The 19,070-nt window shown below is 61.7% G+C and carries 21 protein-coding genes and 1 pseudogene; 15 read left to right on the top strand and 7 right to left on the bottom strand.

What is annotated here, in order from left to right; all coding sequences use genetic code 11:
- Positions 1-8 precede the first annotated feature (8 nt).
- The 13 genes from dmpE to CF68_RS01860 all read left to right on the top strand — a co-directional run bounded on the left by dmpE (position 9) and on the right by CF68_RS01860 (position 11,247).
- Positions 9-791 (top strand): 2-oxopent-4-enoate hydratase, encoded by a 783-nt coding sequence (dmpE, locus tag CF68_RS01920; RefSeq protein WP_035815673.1) that lies wholly within the window; start codon positions 9-11, stop codon positions 789-791.
- A gap of 32 nt (positions 792-823) precedes the next feature.
- Positions 824-1,612 carry a 2-oxo-3-hexenedioate decarboxylase gene (dmpH, locus tag CF68_RS01915; protein WP_035815651.1) on the top strand — a complete coding sequence of 263 codons (789 nt, stop codon included), beginning with the start codon at positions 824-826 and terminating at the stop codon, positions 1,610-1,612.
- A 39-nt stretch (positions 1,613-1,651) separates the two neighbouring features.
- Positions 1,652-1,867: a 2-hydroxymuconate tautomerase gene (locus CF68_RS01910; protein ID WP_080569673.1), complete on the top strand. Its 216-nt coding sequence runs from the start codon at positions 1,652-1,654 to the stop codon at positions 1,865-1,867.
- Positions 1,868-1,907: 40 nt separating this feature from the next.
- Entirely contained in the window at positions 1,908-2,852 is a 945-nt protein-coding gene (locus CF68_RS01905) for an acetaldehyde dehydrogenase (acetylating) (protein WP_035815648.1), read from the top strand.
- 20 nt (positions 2,853-2,872) lie between these two features.
- Positions 2,873-3,910 (top strand): 4-hydroxy-2-oxovalerate aldolase, encoded by a 1,038-nt coding sequence (dmpG, locus tag CF68_RS01900; RefSeq protein WP_035815647.1) that lies wholly within the window; start codon positions 2,873-2,875, stop codon positions 3,908-3,910.
- Positions 3,911-4,179: 269 nt separating this feature from the next.
- Positions 4,180-5,271 (top strand): porin, encoded by a 1,092-nt coding sequence (locus CF68_RS01895; protein WP_035815646.1) that lies wholly within the window; start codon positions 4,180-4,182, stop codon positions 5,269-5,271.
- Positions 5,272-5,450: 179 nt separating this feature from the next.
- Positions 5,451-6,638 carry an ABC transporter substrate-binding protein gene (locus CF68_RS01890; protein WP_035815645.1) on the top strand — a complete coding sequence of 396 codons (1,188 nt, stop codon included), beginning with the start codon at positions 5,451-5,453 and terminating at the stop codon, positions 6,636-6,638.
- A 24-nt stretch (positions 6,639-6,662) separates the two neighbouring features.
- Positions 6,663-7,574 (top strand): branched-chain amino acid ABC transporter permease, encoded by a 912-nt coding sequence (locus CF68_RS01885; RefSeq protein WP_035815644.1) that lies wholly within the window; start codon positions 6,663-6,665, stop codon positions 7,572-7,574.
- A 7-nt stretch (positions 7,575-7,581) separates the two neighbouring features.
- Positions 7,582-8,589: a branched-chain amino acid ABC transporter permease gene (locus CF68_RS01880; protein ID WP_035815642.1), complete on the top strand. Its 1,008-nt coding sequence runs from the start codon at positions 7,582-7,584 to the stop codon at positions 8,587-8,589.
- Entirely contained in the window at positions 8,582-9,325 is a 744-nt protein-coding gene (locus CF68_RS01875; protein WP_035815641.1) for an ABC transporter ATP-binding protein, read from the top strand. Before CF68_RS01880 ends, CF68_RS01875 begins: the two co-directional genes overlap by 8 nt.
- A 1-nt stretch (position 9,326) precedes the next feature.
- Positions 9,327-10,019 (top strand): ABC transporter ATP-binding protein, encoded by a 693-nt coding sequence (locus CF68_RS01870; RefSeq protein WP_035815640.1) that lies wholly within the window; start codon positions 9,327-9,329, stop codon positions 10,017-10,019.
- Positions 10,009-10,392, top strand: a complete 384-nt coding sequence (locus tag CF68_RS01865; protein WP_035815639.1) for a YciI family protein — start codon at positions 10,009-10,011, stop codon at positions 10,390-10,392. The genes CF68_RS01870 and CF68_RS01865 overlap by 11 nt, the downstream gene beginning before the upstream one ends.
- 6 nt (positions 10,393-10,398) lie before the next feature.
- Positions 10,399-11,247, top strand: coding sequence for an NAD(P)-dependent oxidoreductase (locus CF68_RS01860; RefSeq protein WP_035815638.1), 849 nt, complete (start codon positions 10,399-10,401; stop codon positions 11,245-11,247).
- 222 nt (positions 11,248-11,469) lie between these two features.
- Here CF68_RS01860 and CF68_RS01855 read toward each other — a convergent pair whose 3' ends face one another.
- The 6 genes from CF68_RS01855 to CF68_RS01830 all read right to left on the bottom strand — a co-directional run bounded on the left by CF68_RS01855 (position 11,470) and on the right by CF68_RS01830 (position 16,694).
- Complete coding sequence (locus tag CF68_RS01855; RefSeq protein WP_035815636.1) at positions 11,470-11,874, bottom strand: heme-binding protein; 405 nt, start codon at positions 11,872-11,874, stop codon at positions 11,470-11,472.
- Positions 11,875-11,953: 79 nt separating this feature from the next.
- A complete protein-coding gene (locus CF68_RS01850) occupies positions 11,954-12,847 on the bottom strand; it encodes a fumarylacetoacetate hydrolase family protein (protein ID WP_035815635.1) in 894 nt (297 codons plus the stop codon).
- Positions 12,848-13,399, bottom strand: a complete 552-nt coding sequence (locus tag CF68_RS01845; protein ID WP_035815634.1) for a VOC family protein — start codon at positions 13,397-13,399, stop codon at positions 12,848-12,850.
- Positions 13,400-13,429: 30 nt separating this feature from the next.
- Positions 13,430-14,473, bottom strand: a complete 1,044-nt coding sequence (locus tag CF68_RS01840; RefSeq protein WP_035815633.1) for a CDP-6-deoxy-delta-3,4-glucoseen reductase — start codon at positions 14,471-14,473, stop codon at positions 13,430-13,432.
- A 296-nt stretch (positions 14,474-14,769) separates the two neighbouring features.
- Positions 14,770-15,687: a LysR family transcriptional regulator gene (locus tag CF68_RS01835; protein ID WP_035815631.1), complete on the bottom strand. Its 918-nt coding sequence runs from the start codon at positions 15,685-15,687 to the stop codon at positions 14,770-14,772.
- Between the two features lie 128 nt (positions 15,688-15,815).
- Positions 15,816-16,694, bottom strand: coding sequence for a LysR family transcriptional regulator (locus CF68_RS01830; RefSeq protein ID WP_035815629.1), 879 nt, complete (start codon positions 16,692-16,694; stop codon positions 15,816-15,818).
- Between the two features lie 111 nt (positions 16,695-16,805).
- Here CF68_RS01830 and CF68_RS36930 point away from each other — a divergent pair.
- Together CF68_RS36930 and CF68_RS01825 are read left to right on the top strand one after the other, a co-directional pair.
- Positions 16,806-16,919, top strand: a pseudogene (locus CF68_RS36930) (alkene reductase); the annotation flags it as partial.
- A gap of 50 nt (positions 16,920-16,969) precedes the next feature.
- Positions 16,970-17,950 carry an alpha/beta fold hydrolase gene (locus CF68_RS01825; protein ID WP_051591356.1) on the top strand — a complete coding sequence of 327 codons (981 nt, stop codon included), beginning with the start codon at positions 16,970-16,972 and terminating at the stop codon, positions 17,948-17,950.
- On the opposite strand, the gene CF68_RS01820 is transcribed toward CF68_RS01825, so the two are convergent.
- Positions 17,941-18,873, bottom strand: a complete 933-nt coding sequence (locus tag CF68_RS01820) for a LysR family transcriptional regulator (RefSeq protein ID WP_051591359.1) — start codon at positions 18,871-18,873, stop codon at positions 17,941-17,943. The genes CF68_RS01825 and CF68_RS01820 overlap by 10 nt on opposite strands.
- Positions 18,874-19,070: the final 197 nt, after the last annotated feature.

Here is a 19,070-nt window from a genome sequence, read left to right as displayed (position 1 = left end):
GCCAGGCCATGAAACCAGAACAAATCCTCGATATCGCTGCTGGCCTTCACCATGCGCTGTCCGCGCGCCAGGCCATCGCACCGCTGACCGAAAGCTATCCGGATCTGTCCCTCGACGACGCCTACGGCATCCAGCTCGCCATGGTGCAGCATCGGCTGGATGCCGGCGAGCGTGTCATCGGCAAGAAGATCGGCGTGACCAGCCGGGTGGTGATGGACATGCTCGATGTGCGCCAGCCGGACTTCGGGCACCTGCTGTCCGGCATGGTCTACGGCGATGGCGCCGCCATTGCCGCCGACACGCTGATCGCGCCCAAGGCCGAGGGCGAGATTGCCTTTGTGCTCAAGGAAGACCTGGAAGGCCCGGGCGTGACCAATGCCGATGTGCTGCGCGCCACCGCCTACGTGCTGCCGTGCTTCGAGATCGTCGACTCGCGCATCCGCGACTGGAAGATTCGTATCCAGGACACGGTGGCGGATAACGCATCGTCCGGTGTGTTTGTGCTGGGCGACGCCGCCGTGGACCCGCGCGGGCTGGATCTCGGCACGGTCGGGATGACGCTGGAGAAGAACGGCGAGATCGTCGCCACCGGCGCCGGTGCCGCCGCGCTCGGCCATCCGGCCAACGCCGTGGCGTGGCTGGCCAATACGCTGGGCCGTCTCGGCATGGGGCTGAAGAAGGGCGAGGTGATCCTGTCCGGCTCACTGGCCGCGATGGTGCCGGTCAAGGCCGGCGACCAGCTTCGCATCAGCCTGGGCGGCATCGGCTCGGCCGGCGTGCGCTTCATCTGAACGGATTCCACATAGCAGCCCAGGACATCGCCATGAATCTCACCCAAGACATCATCCAGCAGCTCGCCGAGCATCTGGAGAACGCCGAACTCAACCGCGAGCCGGTGCGCAAGATCACCGACGACTATCCCGAGATGGACTGGGACGATGCCTACGCGATCCAGGACGCGATCCGGGCACGCAAGGAGGCACGCGGCACGCGCATTGCCGGCCTCAAGATGGGGCTGACCTCGTTCGCAAAGATGCGCCAGATGGGCGTGACCGAGCCGGTCTATGGCTTCGTGACCGACTACGGCGCCTGCATGGATGGCGGCGCCATCGATACCGCATCGCTGATCCATCCCAAGGTGGAGGCGGAGATCGCCTTCGTCCTTAAGCGTCCGCTCAAGGGGCCCGGCTGCCATATCGGCGACGTGCTGGCCGCGACCGACTTCGTGCTGCCGGCGGTGGAGGTGATCGACTCGCGCTACGAGAACTTCCGTTTCGACCTGAAGAGCGTGATCGCGGACAACACCTCCTCGGCCCGCTTCGTAGTGGGCGGCACGCATCGCAGCGCCGATGGCATCGATCTGAAGAACCTCGGCGTGGTGATGGAAAAGAACGGCGAAGTGGTCGCCACCGCCGCCGGTGCGGCCGTGCTCGGACACCCGGCCAGCAGCGTGGCCATGCTGGCCAACATGCTGGGTGCGCAGGGGCGCGAACTGCCGGCCGGCACCTTCATCATGACCGGCGGCGTGACCGAGGCGGTGGCGGTGCAGGCGGGCGACAACGTTACCGTGCGCTACCAGCACCTGGGGACGGTATCGATGCGCTTTGTCTGATGGCAGCACAGCTAGCGGGAGCAAGACGGTGTGCTCCCAATGACCAATGACAGGAGTGAAGTAATGCCCATCATGCAAGTTTTCCTGATGGAAGGAAGGACGGAGGAACAGAAGGCGGGCCTGATCGGCGCGCTCACTGACGCGGCGGTGGCGTCGATCGGCGTCCCGCGCGAATCCGTGCGTGTGCTGATCACCGAAATGCCCAAGGCGCATTTCGGCATCGGCGGGAAATCCGCCAAGGAATTGGGCCGCTAATCAGGCCGCTAACGGACAGCGGCGGCAACGGAGAATCAAGATGGACATGAAAGCAGGCAAGCACAAGGTTGCCATCATCGGCTCGGGCAATATCGGCACCGACCTGATGATCAAGGTGATGCGGCACGGCCGTCATCTGGAGATCGGCGCGATGGTCGGCATCGATCCCGCCTCCGACGGCCTGGCGCGCGCCGCGCGCCTCGGCGTGCCGACTACCGCCGGGGGCATCGACGGCCTGCTGGCAATGGAGAGCTTTGGCGATATCCGTATCGCTTTCGACGCCACTTCGGCCGGGGCGCACGCGCACCATAACCAGTTGCTGCAGCAGCATGGCGTGCGGGTGATCGACCTGACGCCGGCGGCGATCGGCCCCTATGTGGTGCCCGTGGTCAACCTTGATCAGCACCTGGAGGCCAGCAATATCAATATGGTCACCTGCGGCGGCCAGGCCACCATTCCGATGGTGGCGGCGGTATCGCGTGTGGCGAAGGTGCACTACGCCGAGATCGTGGCATCGATCTCCAGCAAGTCGGCCGGGCCGGGCACGCGCGCCAATATTGACGAGTTCACCGAGACCACCAGCCAGGCGATCTGCTCGGTAGGCGGCGCCGCGCGCGGCAAGGCCATCATCGTGCTGAACCCCGCCGAGCCGCCGCTGATCATGCGCGATACGGTGTTCACGCTGTCCGATCTTGCCGACGAGGCGGAGATCGAGGCGAGCATTGCGCAGATGGTGCAGGCCGTGCAGGCCTATGTGCCAGGCTACCGACTCAAGCAGCGCGTGCAGTTTGAGCGCATTCCCGCTTCCGCGCCGCTGAACGTGCCGGGCATCGGGCCTGCCAGCGGATTGAAGACCACCGTGTTCCTGGAAGTGGAGGGCGCCGCTCACTACCTGCCGGCCTATGCCGGCAATCTCGACATCATGACCAGCGCCGCGCTGGCTTGCGCCGAACGCCTGGCCGAGACCAGCCTGGCAGCCGCCTGACCGTGCAGAAGGAGACAGACATGGATCTGAACAAGAAGCTTTATATCTCGGATGTCACCCTGCGCGACGGCAGCCATGCCATCCGCCACCAGTACAGCCTGGACCACGTGCGCCGCATTGCCGCGGCGCTGGACGCAGCGGGCGTGGACTCGATCGAGGTCGCGCACGGTGACGGCCTCTCTGGTTCGAGCTTCAACTATGGCTTCGGCGCGCATACCGATGTCGAGTGGATCGCCGCGGTAGCCGATACCGTGCGTCGCGCCAAGGTGGCGACGCTGCTGCTGCCCGGAGTGGGCACGGTGCACGACCTGCGCGCTGCCTACGATGCCGGCGCGAGGGTCGTGCGCGTAGCCACGCACTGCACCGAGGCGGACGTCTCGCGCCAGCACATTGAATTCGCGCGTGAACTCGGAATGGATGCCGTCGGCTTCCTGATGATGAGTCATATGACCGATCCCGCCGCGCTGGCGCAGCAGGCGAAGCTAATGGAAAGCTATGGCGCGCAGTGCATTTACGTGGTCGATTCCGGTGGGGCGCTGAACATGAACGATGTGCGCGATCGTTTCCGCGCCTTCAAGGACGTGCTCAAGTCAGAGACCCAGACCGGCATTCACGCCCACCACAACCTGAGCCTGGGTGTGGCCAACTCCATCGTCGCGGTGGAAGAAGGCTGCGACCGCGTGGACGCGAGCCTCGCCGGCATGGGTGCGGGCGCAGGGAACGCGCCGCTGGAGGTGTTCATCGCAGCTGCCAGCCGGCTGGGCTGGAATCACGGCTGCGACCTCTACACCCTGATGGATGCCGCCGACGACATCGTACGCCCGTTGCAGGACAGGCCAGTACGCGTGGACCGGGAAACGCTGGCCCTGGGCTACGCGGGCGTCTATTCGAGCTTCCTGCGCCACGCGGAAGCCGCAGCAGCACGCTACAAACTGAAGACCGTCGACATCCTGGTGGAACTGGGGAAGCGTCGCATGGTGGGCGGTCAGGAGGACATGATCGTTGATGTAGCGCTCGACCTCATTACGCAGCGAGGCGAGGAACGCGCTGAAGCTTAGCGACAATTTTCGCCGGGGATTGACAGACCGGGCGAATTCCGGACGAGCCGGCTCATCAAGCGGCTGCGAATCGAAACAACCGCCGAACGAGCCGGGCTCGATTTCGTCGACTGCGGGCGAGGCGTCGTATGCGGCCCCGTGCCGAATGGCACAACACCTGGTCACAGAAATTGCCGGCACGTACGGCTGGGCATTTACCACCTTGACGGAGGCTCGGTGGCGCTCTCGCAACGTCAGCCAATAACTATATGAAAGGTAATGGAGGAGACATGGAGATTCGTAAGATGGCCGCTGCGCTGCTGATGGCAGCTCCCGGATTGGCCGCCGCGCAGAACGTAACGTTGTATGGAGTCGTCGACACCGGCATCGCCTTCGTCAATGGCGTTGGCCAGGCACGCGACACCGAAGCTTTCATGCCTGGCCTGACCAGTACCGTTCCGTCCCGTTGGGGCTTGCGCGGGAGCGAAGACATCGGTGGCGGCAACAAGGCGATCTTCTGGCTGGAGTCGGGTTTCCTGCCAGACAGCGGTGCGTCGAGCCAGGGAGGGCGGCTGTTCGGCCGCCAGGCGCTGGTAGGCCTGTCCGGGCGCTGGGGGCAGGTGGCCATCGGGCGCCAGTACACGATGCTCTTCTGGGCCATGGCCGAGCCCGACATGCTTGGCCCAAATCTCTTTGGTTCCGGATCGCTCGACAGTTACATACCCAATACGCGCGCTGACAATGCCGTGTCCTACAAGGGCACCTTTGGTGGCCTGACAGTTGGCGCCACCTACAGCTTCGGTCGCGACACGGTCAATGCCGGCCCCAGTCCGGGCGGCACCAATTGCGCGGGGGAGAACCCGGCAGACCAACGCGCGTGTCGCGAGTGGTCGGTGCTCCTGAAATACGATGCGGCGCGCTGGAGTATAGCGGCGGCCTACGATTCGCTGCGAGGCGGGCCTGGTGCCTTTGCGGGCCTGACAAGCAGCGCCCTGACCGACGACCGGCTCTCCCTCAACGGGTATTTCATGGTGGGAGAGGCGAAGATCGGAGGCGGATGGCTGCGCCGCGACAACCGGGCAAGCGCGACGCCGCGCAGCGATCTCTACTACCTGGGGACGTCCTACCCGATCACGCCGAGGATCAGCGTCGATGCTGAGGCCTATCACCTTCGCTTTCACAACAGCCCGAACAAGGCATGGATGTTCGCAGGCCGCGGCAGCTATGCGTTCTCAAAACGGACCTCCGCGTATGCGACCGCAGGCTTTATCGACAATCTCGGCAACCTCGCCTTGTCCGTCAACAGTGGTCAGGCCGGTACCAACCCGGCGCCAGGTGGGAACCAGTTTGGCGCAATGGTCGGCATGAAGCACATCTTTTAGGCGAGTCATTTTGTATGGCGCCGGGGAGCGGCGCCCCTTGAGGATCCAGGCAGTCTTCATGCTACATCTGGCTCCCCAGAATCATTCCGCATGCATTCCGTATTGCCGCACGCAATGCGCTGTGCACACAGTGGCCGCCGGGAATAGACGGACCACAAATACACAAAGAGGAGACTCACATGCTTCAAGTAAAGAGATGGATTGCCTTCACTGCCATCGCCCTGTCCTGCACGCAGGGTGCACAGGCCGCTGATCCAATCAAGATCGGTTTCATCGGCTCCCTCACCGGACCACTGTCGACTCTGTCGACCGACATGAAAGACGGATTCAATCTCGCGCTCAAGCACAAGGGGGGCAAGCTGGGCGGTGTTGACACAGTCGTGGCCTACGGCGACGACCAGGCCAACCCGGATACCGGCAAGCAGGTCTACGAGCGCATGGCCAAAAGCGAGAATGTCGACATCATCACCGGCATGGCATTCACCAACGTGATGCTGGCCGTGGCACCAACGGCGTTCAAGGACAAGATCTTCTTCGTCAATTCCAATGCAGGTCCCAAGGAGCTCGCCGGGGCCTCATGCAATTACTATTACTTCAATCCTACCTGGCATACCAGCGCGCTGTCCGAGGCTGCTGGCCGCTTCGCCACCCAGAAGGGGTACAAGCGGATATTCGTGATTGCGCCGAACTACCAGGCAGGTCGCGAGCATGCCGAGGGCTTCGAGAAAGAATACAAGGGCGAGATTGCAGGCCGCGCCCGCAACAAAGTGGGCCAGCTGGATTTCTCGGTAGAAATCGGCCAGATACGCGCCGCCAAACCTGACGCGGTCTTCTTTGCACTGTGGGGGCCGATGGCGATCAATTTTGTCAAGCAGTTCAACCAGGCCGGCCTGAACAAGAAGATCGACCTGGTCACGGCCGGCTTCGCCGTAGACGCGGACATCCTGCCTGCGCTCGGCGATGCAGCCGTCGGCATCTACAACACCAGTCAGTGGAGCCCTGACTTTCCGAACGCCACCAACAGGAAATTCGTCGAGGATTTCGAGAAGGAATTCAAGCGACCCGCTTCGAGCTACGCCTCGCAGGGCTATGAGGTCGGACTGCTGCTGGATGCCGCGATTCGCGACAGCAAGGGCAAGTACAAGGATGACAAGGTACTGCACGACGCGATCATGTCGGCAAAGTACGAGTCGGTGCGCAGCTACTTCAAGTTCTCCTCAAACCAGAACGCGACCCAGCACATCTACTTGCGCCAGGTGGTGAAAAACGAGAAGGGCCAGCTGACCAACAAGACCGTCAGCAGCACGCCGGTATATGCCGACCAGAGCGATCCCTACGTGGGCGAATGCAAGCTCGCGGCGAAATAGGGTAACCGTTGGAAGGAGTACATCATGCTGGTTTTTCTGTTCGAACAGCTCCTCAACGGCGTGCAGTTCGGGCTCATGCTGTTTCTGCTGTCAGCGGGCCTGACGCTGGTGTTCGGCATCATGAACATGATCAATCTGGCGCATGGGTCGCTGTACATGATCGGCGCCTACCTGGTCGCCACGCTGACCCTGAAGACGGACAGCTTCCTGCTCGGGCTGGCCGGCGGCGTGGCGCTGACCGCGGCGATTGGCATCCTGCTCGAAATGAGCCTGTTGCGCCGGCTTTATGACAAGGACCATCTCACCCAAGTGCTTGTCACCTTCGGCATCATCCTGATCGCCAACCAGGCGGTGCAGGAGATCTGGGGGGCGCAGCCGATCATGACCAGCATGCCGGCCTCGTTGAGCGAGTCCGTGCCGCTCGTCGGTAGCTTCGAATATCCGGTATTCCGGCTGTTCATTATCGTCGTCGGCCTGCTGATCGCCGCACTGCTGGCGCTGCTCATCAAGAAGACGCGGGTGGGCATGTGGATCCGGGCGGGCGCGTCCGACCGCGAGATGGCCTGCGCCATGGGGGCGAACATCAACCTTGTGTTCTCGCTCGTCTTTGGTCTCGGCGCGGCGCTGTGCGCCATCGCCGGAGGCCTGCTCGGTCCTTTGCTGTCGATCAATGTCGGCATGGGCGAGAGCGTCCTGATCCTGGCCTTCGTGGTGGTGGTGATCGGTGGCATCGGTTCCGTCCAGGGTGCGCTTGCCGGCGCTGTGCTCGTCGGCGTTGTCGACGCGCTGGGCCGGGCGTTGATTCCGATGGCGCTGCGTGGCTTGCCGGATCAGGGGCTGGCCGATTCGCTGGCATCCACGCTGTCTGCCGTTTCGATCTATCTACTGATGGCGCTGGTCTTGTACTGGCGGCCGCAAGGTCTTTTCTCGCGCTGAGGCTGTCATGAAATCTCATTCTCACATTGCCTGGGCACTGCTTGCCGTCCTTCTGCTCGCTTTCCCCGCGATGGCACAGGCGTTCGGCGGCAGCTTCTATGTCGGCTTTGCCACGCGCGTGCTGATCCTGGCCCTGGCCGCAACCAGCCTGCGACTGCTGGTCGGCGAGCTGGCCCTCGTATCTTTTGGACACGCCGCCTTCTTTGGCACCGGCGCCTTCGTGGTGGCCATCTTGTCAAAGGAACTGACCGCACCGGTCGGATTGGTGCCTGGTACGGATTCCGCATGGATCGCCTGGCCGATTGCCGTCATGGTGTCGGCGTTGCTGGCGGTAGTGATCGGGATGATCTCGCTGCGCACGAAAGGCGCTTACTTCATCATGATCACGCTTGCGTTCGCCCAGATGACCTTCTATTTGTTCGAATCACTGAAGATGTACGGTGGCGACGAGGGCATCAACATGGCGCACCGCTCCAGGCTTGGCTTCGGTCTCGATACTGGTGACAACGTTACGTTTTACTATGTGGTCCTCGCTACCGTGGTCCTGGCGAACCTGTTCTTCCGCTTCCTGATCCGGTCGCCGCTGGGGCGCGTGATGAAAGGCATCAAGGAGAACGAAACCCGGATGCAGGCGCTCGGCTACCGCACCTACAGGTACAAGCTGATGGTGTTCGCGATCGCCGGTGCCGCAGCAGGGCTGTCCGGTGCACTGCTGGCCAACCAGAACAGTTATGCCAGCCCGAACCTGTTCAGCTGGCTGCAGTCCGGCAACCTGCTCATGATGGTGATCCTCGGCGGCAGCGTGAACTTCTGGGGTGGCGCTGTAGGTGCCATCGTCTTTTGTGTGCTGGAAGAAGTGCTGCCACACCTGACCAGATACTGGCAGATCGCCTTGGGCGTCTTTGTCATCCTGGTTGTCATGCGTGTGCCGGAAGGATTGACCGGCCTGCGGTGGCGCGTCCGCGTCCCGCATGCGGCGCAGCGCCGTTCGTCGAGCGAGGTGGGTAATGGCTGAGCAAGTTTTATCGGTAAGGGGCCTCGTCAAGCGCTTCGGCGGACTGATGGCCACCGATCATGTCGACTTCGACATCACGGATAACCAGATCCACGCGCTGATCGGGCCAAACGGAGCAGGCAAGACCACGTTCATATCACAGCTCGCCGGCGGTTTGCATCCGGATAAGGGATCCATTGCATTCTACGGAACCGACATAACACGCCTGAGCATGGCCGAGCGCGCCGACATGGGCCTGGTACGCTCTTACCAGATCACCAGCATTTTCCGCAATCTCTCGGTGTTCGAGAATCTCGCCATCAGCGTTCAGTCGCGGCTGAAGGCAAGCTTCCGCTTCTTTGGTAAGGCATTGGTCGAAGAACTGCGCGAGGAAGTGGTTTCGGTTGCGCACCGCATCCAGTTGGCGGACGAACTTCATACCCAGGCCTGCCACTTGTCATATGGTCAGCAGCGCCAGCTGGAAATCGGGCTCGCGCTGGCGCTAAGGCCGCGCCTGTTGCTGCTTGATGAGCCGATGGCCGGGCTATCCCCGAACCAGGTACCCTGGTTTGTCGACTTCATCAAGAGCCTCAAGGGAAAGAACCTGTCCATCCTGCTGATCGAGCACGACATGGACGCAGTCTTCAGGCTGTCCGATCAGATCTCGGTGTTTGTGGCGGGAAAGCGGATCTTTAATGGATCACCCGACGAAGTCAAGAGCAGCGCGGAAGTAAAGCGCGCCTATCTGGGAGAGTGATATGAGCCTGCTGGAACTGACGTCGGTTGAGGCCGGCTACGGCGCGAGCCAGGTGCTGTTCGGTGTCGACCTCTTCATCGATGAAGGCGAAGTGGTAACGCTGCTCGGCCGCAACGGCATGGGCAAGAGCACGACCGTCAAGGCCATCTCCGGCCTGCTACGGCCGAGGCGCGGCAGTGTGCGCTTCAACGGATGCGAGGTGGCCGGGATGGCGCCGGAACGCATCAGTCGAAATGGGATCGGCCTGGTGCCGGAAGGCCGCCGGATTTTTTCCAACCTGACGGTATACGAGAACCTCGTTGCGTTCGCGCGCCGGGGCCAGTGGACCCTGCCGCGGATATACAAGCTGTTTCCGGTCCTGGAAAGGCGTAAGGGAAACATGGGCTTCCAGCTCTCTGGGGGCGAGCAGCAGATGCTGGCCATTTCGCGGGCGCTGCTGACCAACGCCAGGCTTCTGCTGATCGACGAGGCGACCGAAGGGCTGGCGCCCCTGATCCGCCAGGAGATCTGGCGCTGCCTGCACGAGGTGAAGAAGGAAGGCCAGTCGATCCTGGTGATCGATAAGTACATCCAGAACCTGATTGACCTAGCTGATCGTCACTACTTCATCGAAAGCGGACGGATCGGATGGACAGGGAGCAGCGCGCAGCTGACTGAACAGCCGGAGATCTGGGAGCGATATCTTGGAGTCTGATCGTTCGCCTGTAGATTCATTGATTGCCGGCATGCTCAACCAGAAACTGTATGTGATGCTACGCCGGACCGTGCGCGCCGAGTTGCTGACCGATGAACTCGTCGCGCTTCATTTGAAATGGATGATCGCGCAGGAGCGCGAGGGAGTGATCTTCGCCTCTGGCCCATTCATCGTGCGCGGCCGGCCGCGTGGTGCTGGCGGCGGCATGACTGTATTGCGTGCGACCGATGAGCAGGAAGCGATAGCAATCGGCGATACTGACCCGTTTGTGGCTGCTGGCGCCGTGGAATACGAGTTGCTCACCTGGATGCTGATGGAAGGCGGCCTACGCCTTACTCTCAACTATTCCACCGGAAAATTCGAACTTGGTTAAGAAGAGATGACATCTATTGGAATTCTGGGAACGGGTGGCATCGGCCTGGCCATCGCCCGCAAGCTCATTGGTGCGGGTACAGTGCCCTTCGGCTATCGCCGTGCTGACAACTCCGCCTTTGTTGAGGCCGGCGGCCGGCACTGCGCGTCGGCGGCGGAGTTGGTCGACCAGTCGGACATCGTGCTGTCGTGCGTGCCAGACGCGGCGCTAGAATCCCTGTTTTTCTGCGCAGGTAATGTGCTCGCGCACGTCAGGGCCGGTCAGACATTCGTCGACCTCGGGGTAGCGCCGATCGAGCTTAAGCGCAAGGTGCGCGACCGCTTGTCGCGTGCATCAGCAATCTTCCTTGACGCTCCCGTCATGGGCAATCCGCCACTGATCGAAGCGGGTCGCGCGGTGGTATACATGAGCGGAGAGGAGGAGGCCTGCCGCGTTGTCGAAGACGAACTGCGGAAGTTCGCCGCCGCCCGTTACGTGGGAAAGTTCGGCGACGGCTCCAAACTGAAGTACGTGTCCAACATGCTGCTCGCCGTACATACGGTCGCCGCGGCAGAGGCGGTTGTCTACGCGAAGAGATCGGGGCTCGACATCGGCACGTTGCTCGACCATATCCCGCCGATCGCGCAGTCCGGTGTACTCGGGATGCGCGGCAAGACGATGGCCAGCGGCGCCTACGGTAAGGGTGCGGGCACGGTATCGATGCTGCTCGACGTGATCAACGTGATCCACGACGACGCGTTGGCGTCGGGAATGGAACTTACGTTCTTAGGCAGCGCGAAGCAGTACTATGAAAGAGCGGTATCCGAAGGGTTGGGAGACTCAGACACCGAGAGCTTGGTGGAAGTGATCTCCTGAAATGCGCATAGGGCTCGCTTGAACGAGGAAAGGCCGGAAATGTTGCCGAGAACATTTCCGGCCAATTTCGTTGTCGAAACGCATGCGCGCAAACCGCTTCCACCCTGGCACTGCCACGCGGTCATTCTCTACCTGCGGTCGATCCGCAGGATTGGCACGCCGCGTCGTTAGCTGCGTCGACGATTGGCGCGTGGGGAAAACTGGCCGCCCGCGCCAGGCGGGCTAGGCCAGCGCAGCGATGCCAGCGCGTGCGATTTCAACATCTTCGTTGGAGCGGACGCCGCTCACACCGATCGCCCCGGCGCAGCTACCGTTGACCATGATTGGCACGCCGCCTTCCAGAAGGCAATCCAGGCCGGGCGCCGTCAAGAACGCCTGCCGACCTGCATTGACCATATCTTCATAGAACTTGCTTTCACGCTGGCCCATCGCCGCCGTGCGGGCCTTGGCGGCTGCGATGTAAGCGGTTGCGGGTGGGGCACCATCAGCCCGCTGCAGCCATTGCAGATGGCCGCCATCGTCGACGATGGCAATCGTCACGACCCACTGTTTTGCGCTGGCATAGGCCAAGGCAGCGTCGGCTACCTGCTTCAGTTCCGCCATACCGAGACTGATCTTCTGATACATCCTTAAGTCCTCTCCATTAATGGCAGCGCCGGCGTCAACGTGCGCCGGCGCTGCCCGCTAGTCTCAATCGCTACGCCGCTTATGCGATCGTGAACTCGAACTCGCCAATGTTCTCGATCCACTGCTTGACGACATCGCCCGGCTTCAGGAAGTCGCTGTTCGGCATGCCAACCCCGGCTGGCGTACCCGTCAGGACAACGTCGCCCGGGAGGAGCGTTACGCGCGAGGACAGATGGGAGATCTGGTCGGCGATGTCGAACAGCATCTGGTTGGTGTTGGAATCCTGCTTGAGCCTGCCGTTGACCCACAGCTTCATGCTCAGGTTCATCGGGTCGCCGATGAATTGCGCAGGCGTGATGGCCGGGCCCATCGGGCAGGAACCGTCGAATGACTTCTGGCCGATCCAGTCATAGCGGAAGGGCGAGGTCTCTGCCGCTTCGGGGCGGAAGATGTGGTCGCGAGCGGACAGGTCGTTGGCGACGGTATAGCCAGCGACATGGTCAAGCGCTTGGTCCCGCGACACATCCTTTGCAGGCTTGCCGATGACGACCGCCAGTTCCACCTCCCAGTCGAGCATCGTCGACCCGCCGGGCAGCGCCACCCTGGTGCCGGGACCCACCACGCTCGATCCGGTCGCCTTGAGCGAGTGCCAGGGTTTCTCGCCGCTGCCCTTCGGATCGGGGTTGATATTGAGCTTGAGGCGCTCCCTCATTTCCTCCACGTGGTCCTTGTAGTTCGCGCCCGCGAAATAGATGTTCCGCGGCGCCGGAAGCGGCGCAACCAGTTCGGCATTCTTTACGTCTTCCCGCTCGGCCAGTTTGGGGCCAAGCGTCGCGAGCTTTGTGGAAGCGTTGGACCAGTCCGCGAGCACTTCGATCATGTCGTGGTAGGCGCGGGACGGGTAAATTTTGCCGTTAGTCATCATGCCGGTGCGCACGCCCTCGGGCACCTTGAAAGTAACGAGCTGGATCATTTAGTCTGCCTTTCCGAAGATATTGAGTTCAGGAAGCGCGTTGAGGTCGGCTTTTTCGTCGTCGGAGAACCGGTCCCCGAAATCGAAGAAGTCGTCATGCTGGAACCCGTTCGGGTAGTACTGGATTTCCCACCAGTTGTGGTCCAGGTCTTCCAGGTAGAACGAGTACACGCTGTGCTGCTCGTGCGGTTCCAGCACCTGGCGGATCTTGTACTGGTCTTTGTACTTGAGCGCCGCCTGGTAGGCAGCGTCCACGCTCTCGCGCGACGTGACGTCCAGCCCCCAGTGGTTAAGCACGTTGCAGGGGTGGACCGCGTCGCCGACTTCCACGCACACAATGTGGAAGCGCATACCCAGGCGAACCGACATCGACGGTTTGGCGTGGCGGCGGCACTCCAGGCCGAGGAACTCCTCGTAGAACTTGCGGGACTCCTTCAGGCTGTAGCATTCCAGTGTGCCATGTCCCAGGCAGAAGGGTTTTACGTGCGAATTGCGCTCTGGGACGGGCGCGGTGAAGTCCGCGGGAATGGCATCTTCGATGTTGATTTCCATGGTGTTGTCTCCTCAGTATTGCCGGGCAGCTCAAGCTGCGGCTTTCTGCCGGTCTGCTTCGTTGATGAAAGAATCGGCGTAGAACTCGCCTTCCGGAAGGCCGCACCGCGCCGTGAAATCGCGGCGGGCGGAATCGACCACGACCGGCGCGCCGCAGGCATACACCTGACAGGCGGACATGTCGGGGAAGTCTTCCATGACCGCCTCGTGCACGAATCCGCTGCGACCGGTCCAGTTGCATTGCGGGGTGGCGTCACTCACGACAGGAATGAACTTGATGTGGTCGTGCTCAGCGACCCATTTCTCGGCAAGCGCAGCCATGTAGATGCATGCACGTGTGCGACCGCCCCAGTAGAGGGTGATGGGACGCTTGTTTCCGCACGCGATGCTGTGGTCGATGATGGACTTGATCGGTGCGAAGCCGGTGCCCGAAGCAAGCATGATCATCGGTTTGTCGCTGCGCGCGCGCCAGTAGAAGGACCCGAGCGGCATTTCCAGCATCATGGTTTCGCGCAGCCTCATCGTGTTGAACACGTGTTCCGTGAAGCGACCACCGGGAACGAGGCGGACGTGCAGGTCAAACTGCCTTACACCTTCGCTGGCGGGGGCGGTCGCGATCGAGTAGCTGCGGCGTGTGCCGTCCTTGAGCAGGAAGTCAACGTACTGGCCGGCCTTGAAGACGGTTGGCTCGTTCGGCGGCAGGCCGATGGTGATCAGCATGACGTCTGGCGCTACCCGTTCGAGATGCAGGACGCGGCACGGCAAACGGCGCACCGGGAAGGCTTCCGCGGGGTCCAGCTCGCCGACTTCGATGCTGCAGTCGCCGATGGCTTTGGCCGAGCACAGCAGCGCCTTGCCGGCACGCTTGTCGTCGTCACTGAGGTAGGTCGGGTGGACATTGCCGAAATCAACCTTGCCGTGCTTGACGGTGCCGCGGCAGGTGTTGCAGACACCAGAGCGGCAGCTGAAAGGCATGAGCAGGCCGGCAGCCAGGCCGGCCTTCAGGATCGTCTCGCCGTCGTCGCACTCGAACTGGTTGCCACTGGGCAGCAGGGTGATCGTGTGCCTGGTCATGACAAGAGCCCCCAAGCCGCTGCGATCGGGGAATTGGGCGCTGTCTTAACATGCGCTGACGGGCACAGCTGAGATATCTTCATCGCGTCTCCTCCTTCTTCGGGAATGCGATGGGAGGTTAGGGCGCGACTCGCAGTGCGTCTATGCAGTGGCGTCAATGTAAGGTATTGACACAGTGAATACCGGGGGGAGTCGTGAGGTGCGAGGCGGAAATCGCCAGGATCAGGCCAGCTCGCGGATGGAATGTGCCCTGCACGCATCAGCAGAGCATTGATATGTCAATGCCGTTCGGCGTGTCAGGTGGGAAACAAGCTCTTGAACTGGGCGCGTAGCCACTGATTGGCAGGGTCGTGGTGATAGCGTGCGTGCCAGTATTGGAATATCTCGATATGCGGAATATCGAACGGCAGGTCGAAGACCTGCACGGGGGCCGTTTCGCAGAACGCCTGCGCCAGCACGGACGGTACGGTCATGATCAGGTCGGTGCTGGAGATGATCTTCGGGATGCCGAGCGAATTCGCTACGCGCAATGCGACACGGCGGCGCACGCCGTGTTTCATGAACTCTTCCGCGAGGAGCGCCTCCAGCGCGGCGTGATTGCCGAGAGCAGGCACGTAGGAGATGTGCGAGGCGTTCAGGTAGGCGGGCAAGGTCAGGATACCGTCTATTTGGGGATGCCCCTTGCGGGCAACGGCGACGTAATGACCTGTCGTCACGCGCTGGCGGAAAAAGCTCGGCCCGAAATCTGAAAAATAGCCGATAACAAGGTCCACGTCGCCATTTGGCATCGCCGCTTGCGCGAGCTGCGATGTCATTTCCATAGCCTCGAGATCTACCCCGGGCGCGATCTCGGCGAAGCGGGTGACGATCTTCGGCAAAAAGACGCGTTGTCCCATTTCGTTCATGCAGATGGAAAAACGCCGACAGGAGGTCATCGGGTCGAAGTACCGCTTGTCCTCGATCGCCCGGCGGAGTTGTCCCAGCGCCTCCTGGACCGGTTCCGCCATTTGCAAGGCCAGCGGCGTTGGCCTCATGGCACCATCAGAACGCACGAACAGCGGGTCGCCGAAGAAATTCCGCAGGCGCGCGAGCGCGTTGCTCGTGGACGGCTGGGTCAGCCCCATCTCCTCTGCGGTCCTGGACACGCTGCCGACACGGAGCATCGCATCAAAAACCAGCAGGAGATTCAGGTCCAGTGAGTAGAGCTTGTTCATCGTTGCGTCGGGGTGGACGAATTGATTGTATCAATAGTAGGGCGCTGCCAGTTGAAGGGAATGAGCCACGGAAGCGCCGGTCAACTCCGGGATCGTCATGGCACGTTGCGACCCCGGTGAGAGCGGTCTCACTGCTCCAAGCGCTCTCGCAGGAACTCGATAAAACGCTGCGTCTTCGCCGGCAGCAGACGCGTCTCGGTGATGGCATAGACGGGGATGGGTGTGGCCTGCCACTGTGGCAGCACTCGACGCAGTAGCCCATTGGCCACGTCGTCACCAATGATTGCTTCCGCCAATACGGCGATGCCGAGGTCGAGCGTCGCGAGGCGCCGGATCATGCCCACGCTGTTGAGCAAGAACCGGCCGCCGACTGCGACTTCAACCGTTTTCGTCGCGTCATTCAGTGTCCATGCGCTGGCTTCCGTTGTGCGCAGCCGCAGACACTCATGCCGTACAAGATCGGCCGGCTGGCTTGGCTCGCCGAAGCGTTCGATGTACTGCGGCGAAGCGTAAAGATAGCGGGGCAGGCGGGCGAGGCGGCGCGCGATCAGGTTCGAACTTGGCGGTTCCCCCATGCGGATCGCGACATCGAATGGCTCGGCCACCAGATCGACGCGCCGCGGCGTGAGGTCGAATTCAAAGCCGATGCCAGGATAGCGGTGGGCGAATTCCGCGATCAGCGGCGCCAGCAAGATATTGGCCAAATCCACCGGCAGCGAGGCATGCAGCACGCCACTGGGCTGCGCCAGCATTTCGCCGAGTTGCTCGTGTGCAAGCCGCGCCTCGTCGACGATGCGCTTGCAGCGCTCGAAATAGACCTGGCCAGCTTCGGTCAGCTCGATCTTGCGTGTGGTGCGATGCAGCAGGCGCAGCCCGATCGCCTTCTCCAGGGAGCTGATGCGGCGCGACAGTGTGGAGTTCGGCACACCGATTGCCTCGGCCGCCCGGCGAAAGCTCCTGGCTTTGACGACCTCCACGAACAGGGCCATGTCGTTCAGCAGTTCCATTCTGACTGCTCCATGAGTGGATCAATCAATTCAATTTTGCCATATTTATCCCGCGAGTGATTTGCCGGATGATGCTTTACATCAACCAATCACTTCGGAGCACAGCACAGCATGAACCAGCTATTTGCCCCCATTCGCATTGGTCGCCATTCCCTGCCCAACCGCCTGGTCATGGCCCCGATGACCCGTTCGCGCGCCGATGATGCGGGCGCACCAAGCGACGTCGTCCGGTCATGAGCGAACGTACAGCGTCTTCCGCAGAAAGAGAGAACCTGATGAATATCCCGTTGATTCAAAGGATGAAACGCGCAGCCGGGTACGGCTCAGTACACGATGTTCCCCAACTGGCGGCAGGATTTACGGATGTCTTTGAAAGCTATCTGGTCCCGGCTGGTGACCTTACCCTGCATGCCGTCATCGGCGGCCAGGGGGCGCCGCTGCTACTGCTTGGCGGGTGGCCGCAGAACTGGTTCGCATGGCGGCACTTGATGCTGCCGTTGGCGCGATCCTTTACGGTTATCGCCGTCGATCCCCGCGGCGTGGGACTCTCGGACAAGCCGGCAACCGGTTTCGACTCCAAGACGCTCGCCGCCGATATGTTCGCGCTGATGGATGCGCTAGGCTTTGAGCGCTTCGCTATGGCCGGCCACGACATCGGGATGTGGACTGGCTTCGCGATGGCGTATGACCAACCTGGCCGGATAGACCGGATCGCGCTCGGTGAAGCGCTCATTCCAGGCGTATCGGACTCGCCACCACTTCTCCCCAACGAACGTTGGCTGAGCGATTTCCTTTGGCACTTCAACTTCAACCGTGCGCGCGAGGTCAATGAGCGCCTCGTCGAGGGACGCGAGTCCATCTATTTCGGCCACCAGTTTGCGACGAAGGCCGGCTCTCCCGACGCTGTTCCCGCCTACGCGAGAGCGTTCTACATCGAGCAACTCAGGCGCGATCCAAACGCGCTTCGTGCAAGCTTCGACTATTACCGGGCGATAGACGAATCGATCCCTCAGAATCGTGAACGTGCGCGCAGTGCGAAGCTAACGCTGCCAGTGCTGGCGTTCGCCGGCGAACTGGCCTGTGGCGGCAGCGTGGAAGCGGAACTGAGGACGGTGGCGGATAACGTGCAGTCGGTGATCATCGCGGGCAGTGGCCACTATCCGGCGGAAGAGAAACCGGAGGCCATGCTCGGGGCGCTCCAGGCGTTCTTCGCGCCTTACGCGGATGGGGAGCACGACGCGATGCGCTATCTCTGAGGCGGCGCTGCTGGGTCTTCCGGCCATGGGATGCCCTTGATCGCTTCGATGACAAGGCTGCGAAACCAGATATTCGCGGGATCTTTGTGGAAGCGTTGATGCCAGTAAAGTGCAATCTCGAATGGCTCCAGGGCCAACGGCAGGGGGCGAAGGACCAGAGGGTAGAAACGAGCCAGCACATTGGCCAGGGCTTGAGGCGCTGTCCAGATCAGATTGGAGGCAAGAAGGGCGTGGGGAGCTGCCAGGTACTGCGGCATGCGCAGCTTGATGCGCGATTTTGCTCCGGCCTCGAGCAGGGCGCGCTCGAGAAGGATATGCCCACTGCCCGAGTACGTAATTAATAGATGGTCCTGTGCCAGGAACGCTTCGAGGGGGAGGTCGGGTCTCGTTGCAAGCGGATGGCCAGCCCGCATCACGCAAATGTATTCCTCCTGGAACAGCGGGCACTTGTAGATATTGCGTTCGAGAGCCGGCAGATAGCCTACCGCAACGTCCATGCGGCCGGTCGCAAGAGCGGACAGGGTTTCGTCGATCGGCGCGTAGACGGTCTGGATGCTGCTCTGCGGTGCGGCACGCAGTAGTTCCTGCTGAATGCGTGGCAGCAACACGACTTCGCCTATATCCCGTGTGCGCATCGTGAATTGACGCCTGGCATGCGTTGGGTCAAAGGGCATCAAGGTGCCAGTAGTCTTGCGGATTGTCGACAGAGAGTCGAGCAGCGCTCCCGCAATTGCCGTGGCCAGAGGCGTCGGCTCCATCCGCCGGCCGACCAGCATGAACAGCCGGTCCCCATACTCCGCCCGAAGCCGCTTCAGGGCGCTGCTGACCGCCGCCTGGGTGAGCCCCAGATTCTCCGCGGCCGCAGTGACCGATCGATCTCTCCAAAGCGCCTCAAACACATAAAGCAGGTTTAAGTCTTTCAAGGTTTCTCCCTGGTCGGTCAACCGCAGAAGGTGCTCCGTCTTCGCCCGCGGTAACACCAGATTGCCTGTGCTGCACGCCGGAGAAGCATAAACCAGGTTTATACATTGGTTTTAACTGAGCCATCTGGCTTTAGAGGGGCTGCGGCGACAAGAATGCGGCTACAACAAAAAGCAAGCGTGAATCAGCGACAACATTG

It is taken from the genome of Cupriavidus sp. SK-4, assembly GCF_000611125.1.
GTDB classification, from domain to species: Bacteria; Pseudomonadota; Gammaproteobacteria; order Burkholderiales; family Burkholderiaceae; genus Cupriavidus; species Cupriavidus necator.
The sequence above is the reverse complement of the archived record's forward strand: the minus strand, read 5'-3'. Positions and strand labels throughout refer to the sequence as shown.

Bases quoted from the DNA above. Each gene is read 5' to 3' on its own strand.
- CF68_RS01910 (WP_080569673.1), top strand. From the start codon at position 1,652: ATGACCAATGACAGGAGTGAAGTAATGCCCATCATGCAAGTTTTCCTG.
- CF68_RS01880 (WP_035815642.1), top strand. From the start codon at position 7,582: ATGAAATCTCATTCTCACATTGCCTGGGCACTGCTTGCCGTCCTTCTG.
- dmpG (WP_035815647.1), top strand. From the start codon at position 2,873: ATGGATCTGAACAAGAAGCTTTATATCTCGGATGTCACCCTGCGCGAC.
- CF68_RS01830 (WP_035815629.1), bottom strand. From the start codon at position 16,694: ATGGAACTGCTGAACGACATGGCCCTGTTCGTGGAGGTCGTCAAAGCC.
- CF68_RS01855 (WP_035815636.1), bottom strand. From the start codon at position 11,874: ATGTATCAGAAGATCAGTCTCGGTATGGCGGAACTGAAGCAGGTAGCC.
- CF68_RS01850 (WP_035815635.1), bottom strand. From the start codon at position 12,847: ATGATCCAGCTCGTTACTTTCAAGGTGCCCGAGGGCGTGCGCACCGGC.
- CF68_RS01845 (WP_035815634.1), bottom strand. From the start codon at position 13,399: ATGGAAATCAACATCGAAGATGCCATTCCCGCGGACTTCACCGCGCCC.
- CF68_RS01840 (WP_035815633.1), bottom strand. From the start codon at position 14,473: ATGACCAGGCACACGATCACCCTGCTGCCCAGTGGCAACCAGTTCGAG.
- CF68_RS01890 (WP_035815645.1), top strand. From the start codon at position 5,451: ATGCTTCAAGTAAAGAGATGGATTGCCTTCACTGCCATCGCCCTGTCC.
- CF68_RS01885 (WP_035815644.1), top strand. From the start codon at position 6,663: ATGCTGGTTTTTCTGTTCGAACAGCTCCTCAACGGCGTGCAGTTCGGG.
- CF68_RS01860 (WP_035815638.1), top strand. From the start codon at position 10,399: ATGACATCTATTGGAATTCTGGGAACGGGTGGCATCGGCCTGGCCATC.
- CF68_RS01825 (WP_051591356.1), top strand. From the start codon at position 16,970: ATGAATATCCCGTTGATTCAAAGGATGAAACGCGCAGCCGGGTACGGC.
- CF68_RS01835 (WP_035815631.1), bottom strand. From the start codon at position 15,687: ATGAACAAGCTCTACTCACTGGACCTGAATCTCCTGCTGGTTTTTGAT.
- CF68_RS01895 (WP_035815646.1), top strand. From the start codon at position 4,180: ATGGAGATTCGTAAGATGGCCGCTGCGCTGCTGATGGCAGCTCCCGGA.
- dmpH (WP_035815651.1), top strand. From the start codon at position 824: ATGAATCTCACCCAAGACATCATCCAGCAGCTCGCCGAGCATCTGGAG.
- CF68_RS01870 (WP_035815640.1), top strand. From the start codon at position 9,327: ATGAGCCTGCTGGAACTGACGTCGGTTGAGGCCGGCTACGGCGCGAGC.
- CF68_RS01875 (WP_035815641.1), top strand. From the start codon at position 8,582: ATGGCTGAGCAAGTTTTATCGGTAAGGGGCCTCGTCAAGCGCTTCGGC.
- dmpE (WP_035815673.1), top strand. From the start codon at position 9: ATGAAACCAGAACAAATCCTCGATATCGCTGCTGGCCTTCACCATGCG.
- CF68_RS01905 (WP_035815648.1), top strand. From the start codon at position 1,908: ATGGACATGAAAGCAGGCAAGCACAAGGTTGCCATCATCGGCTCGGGC.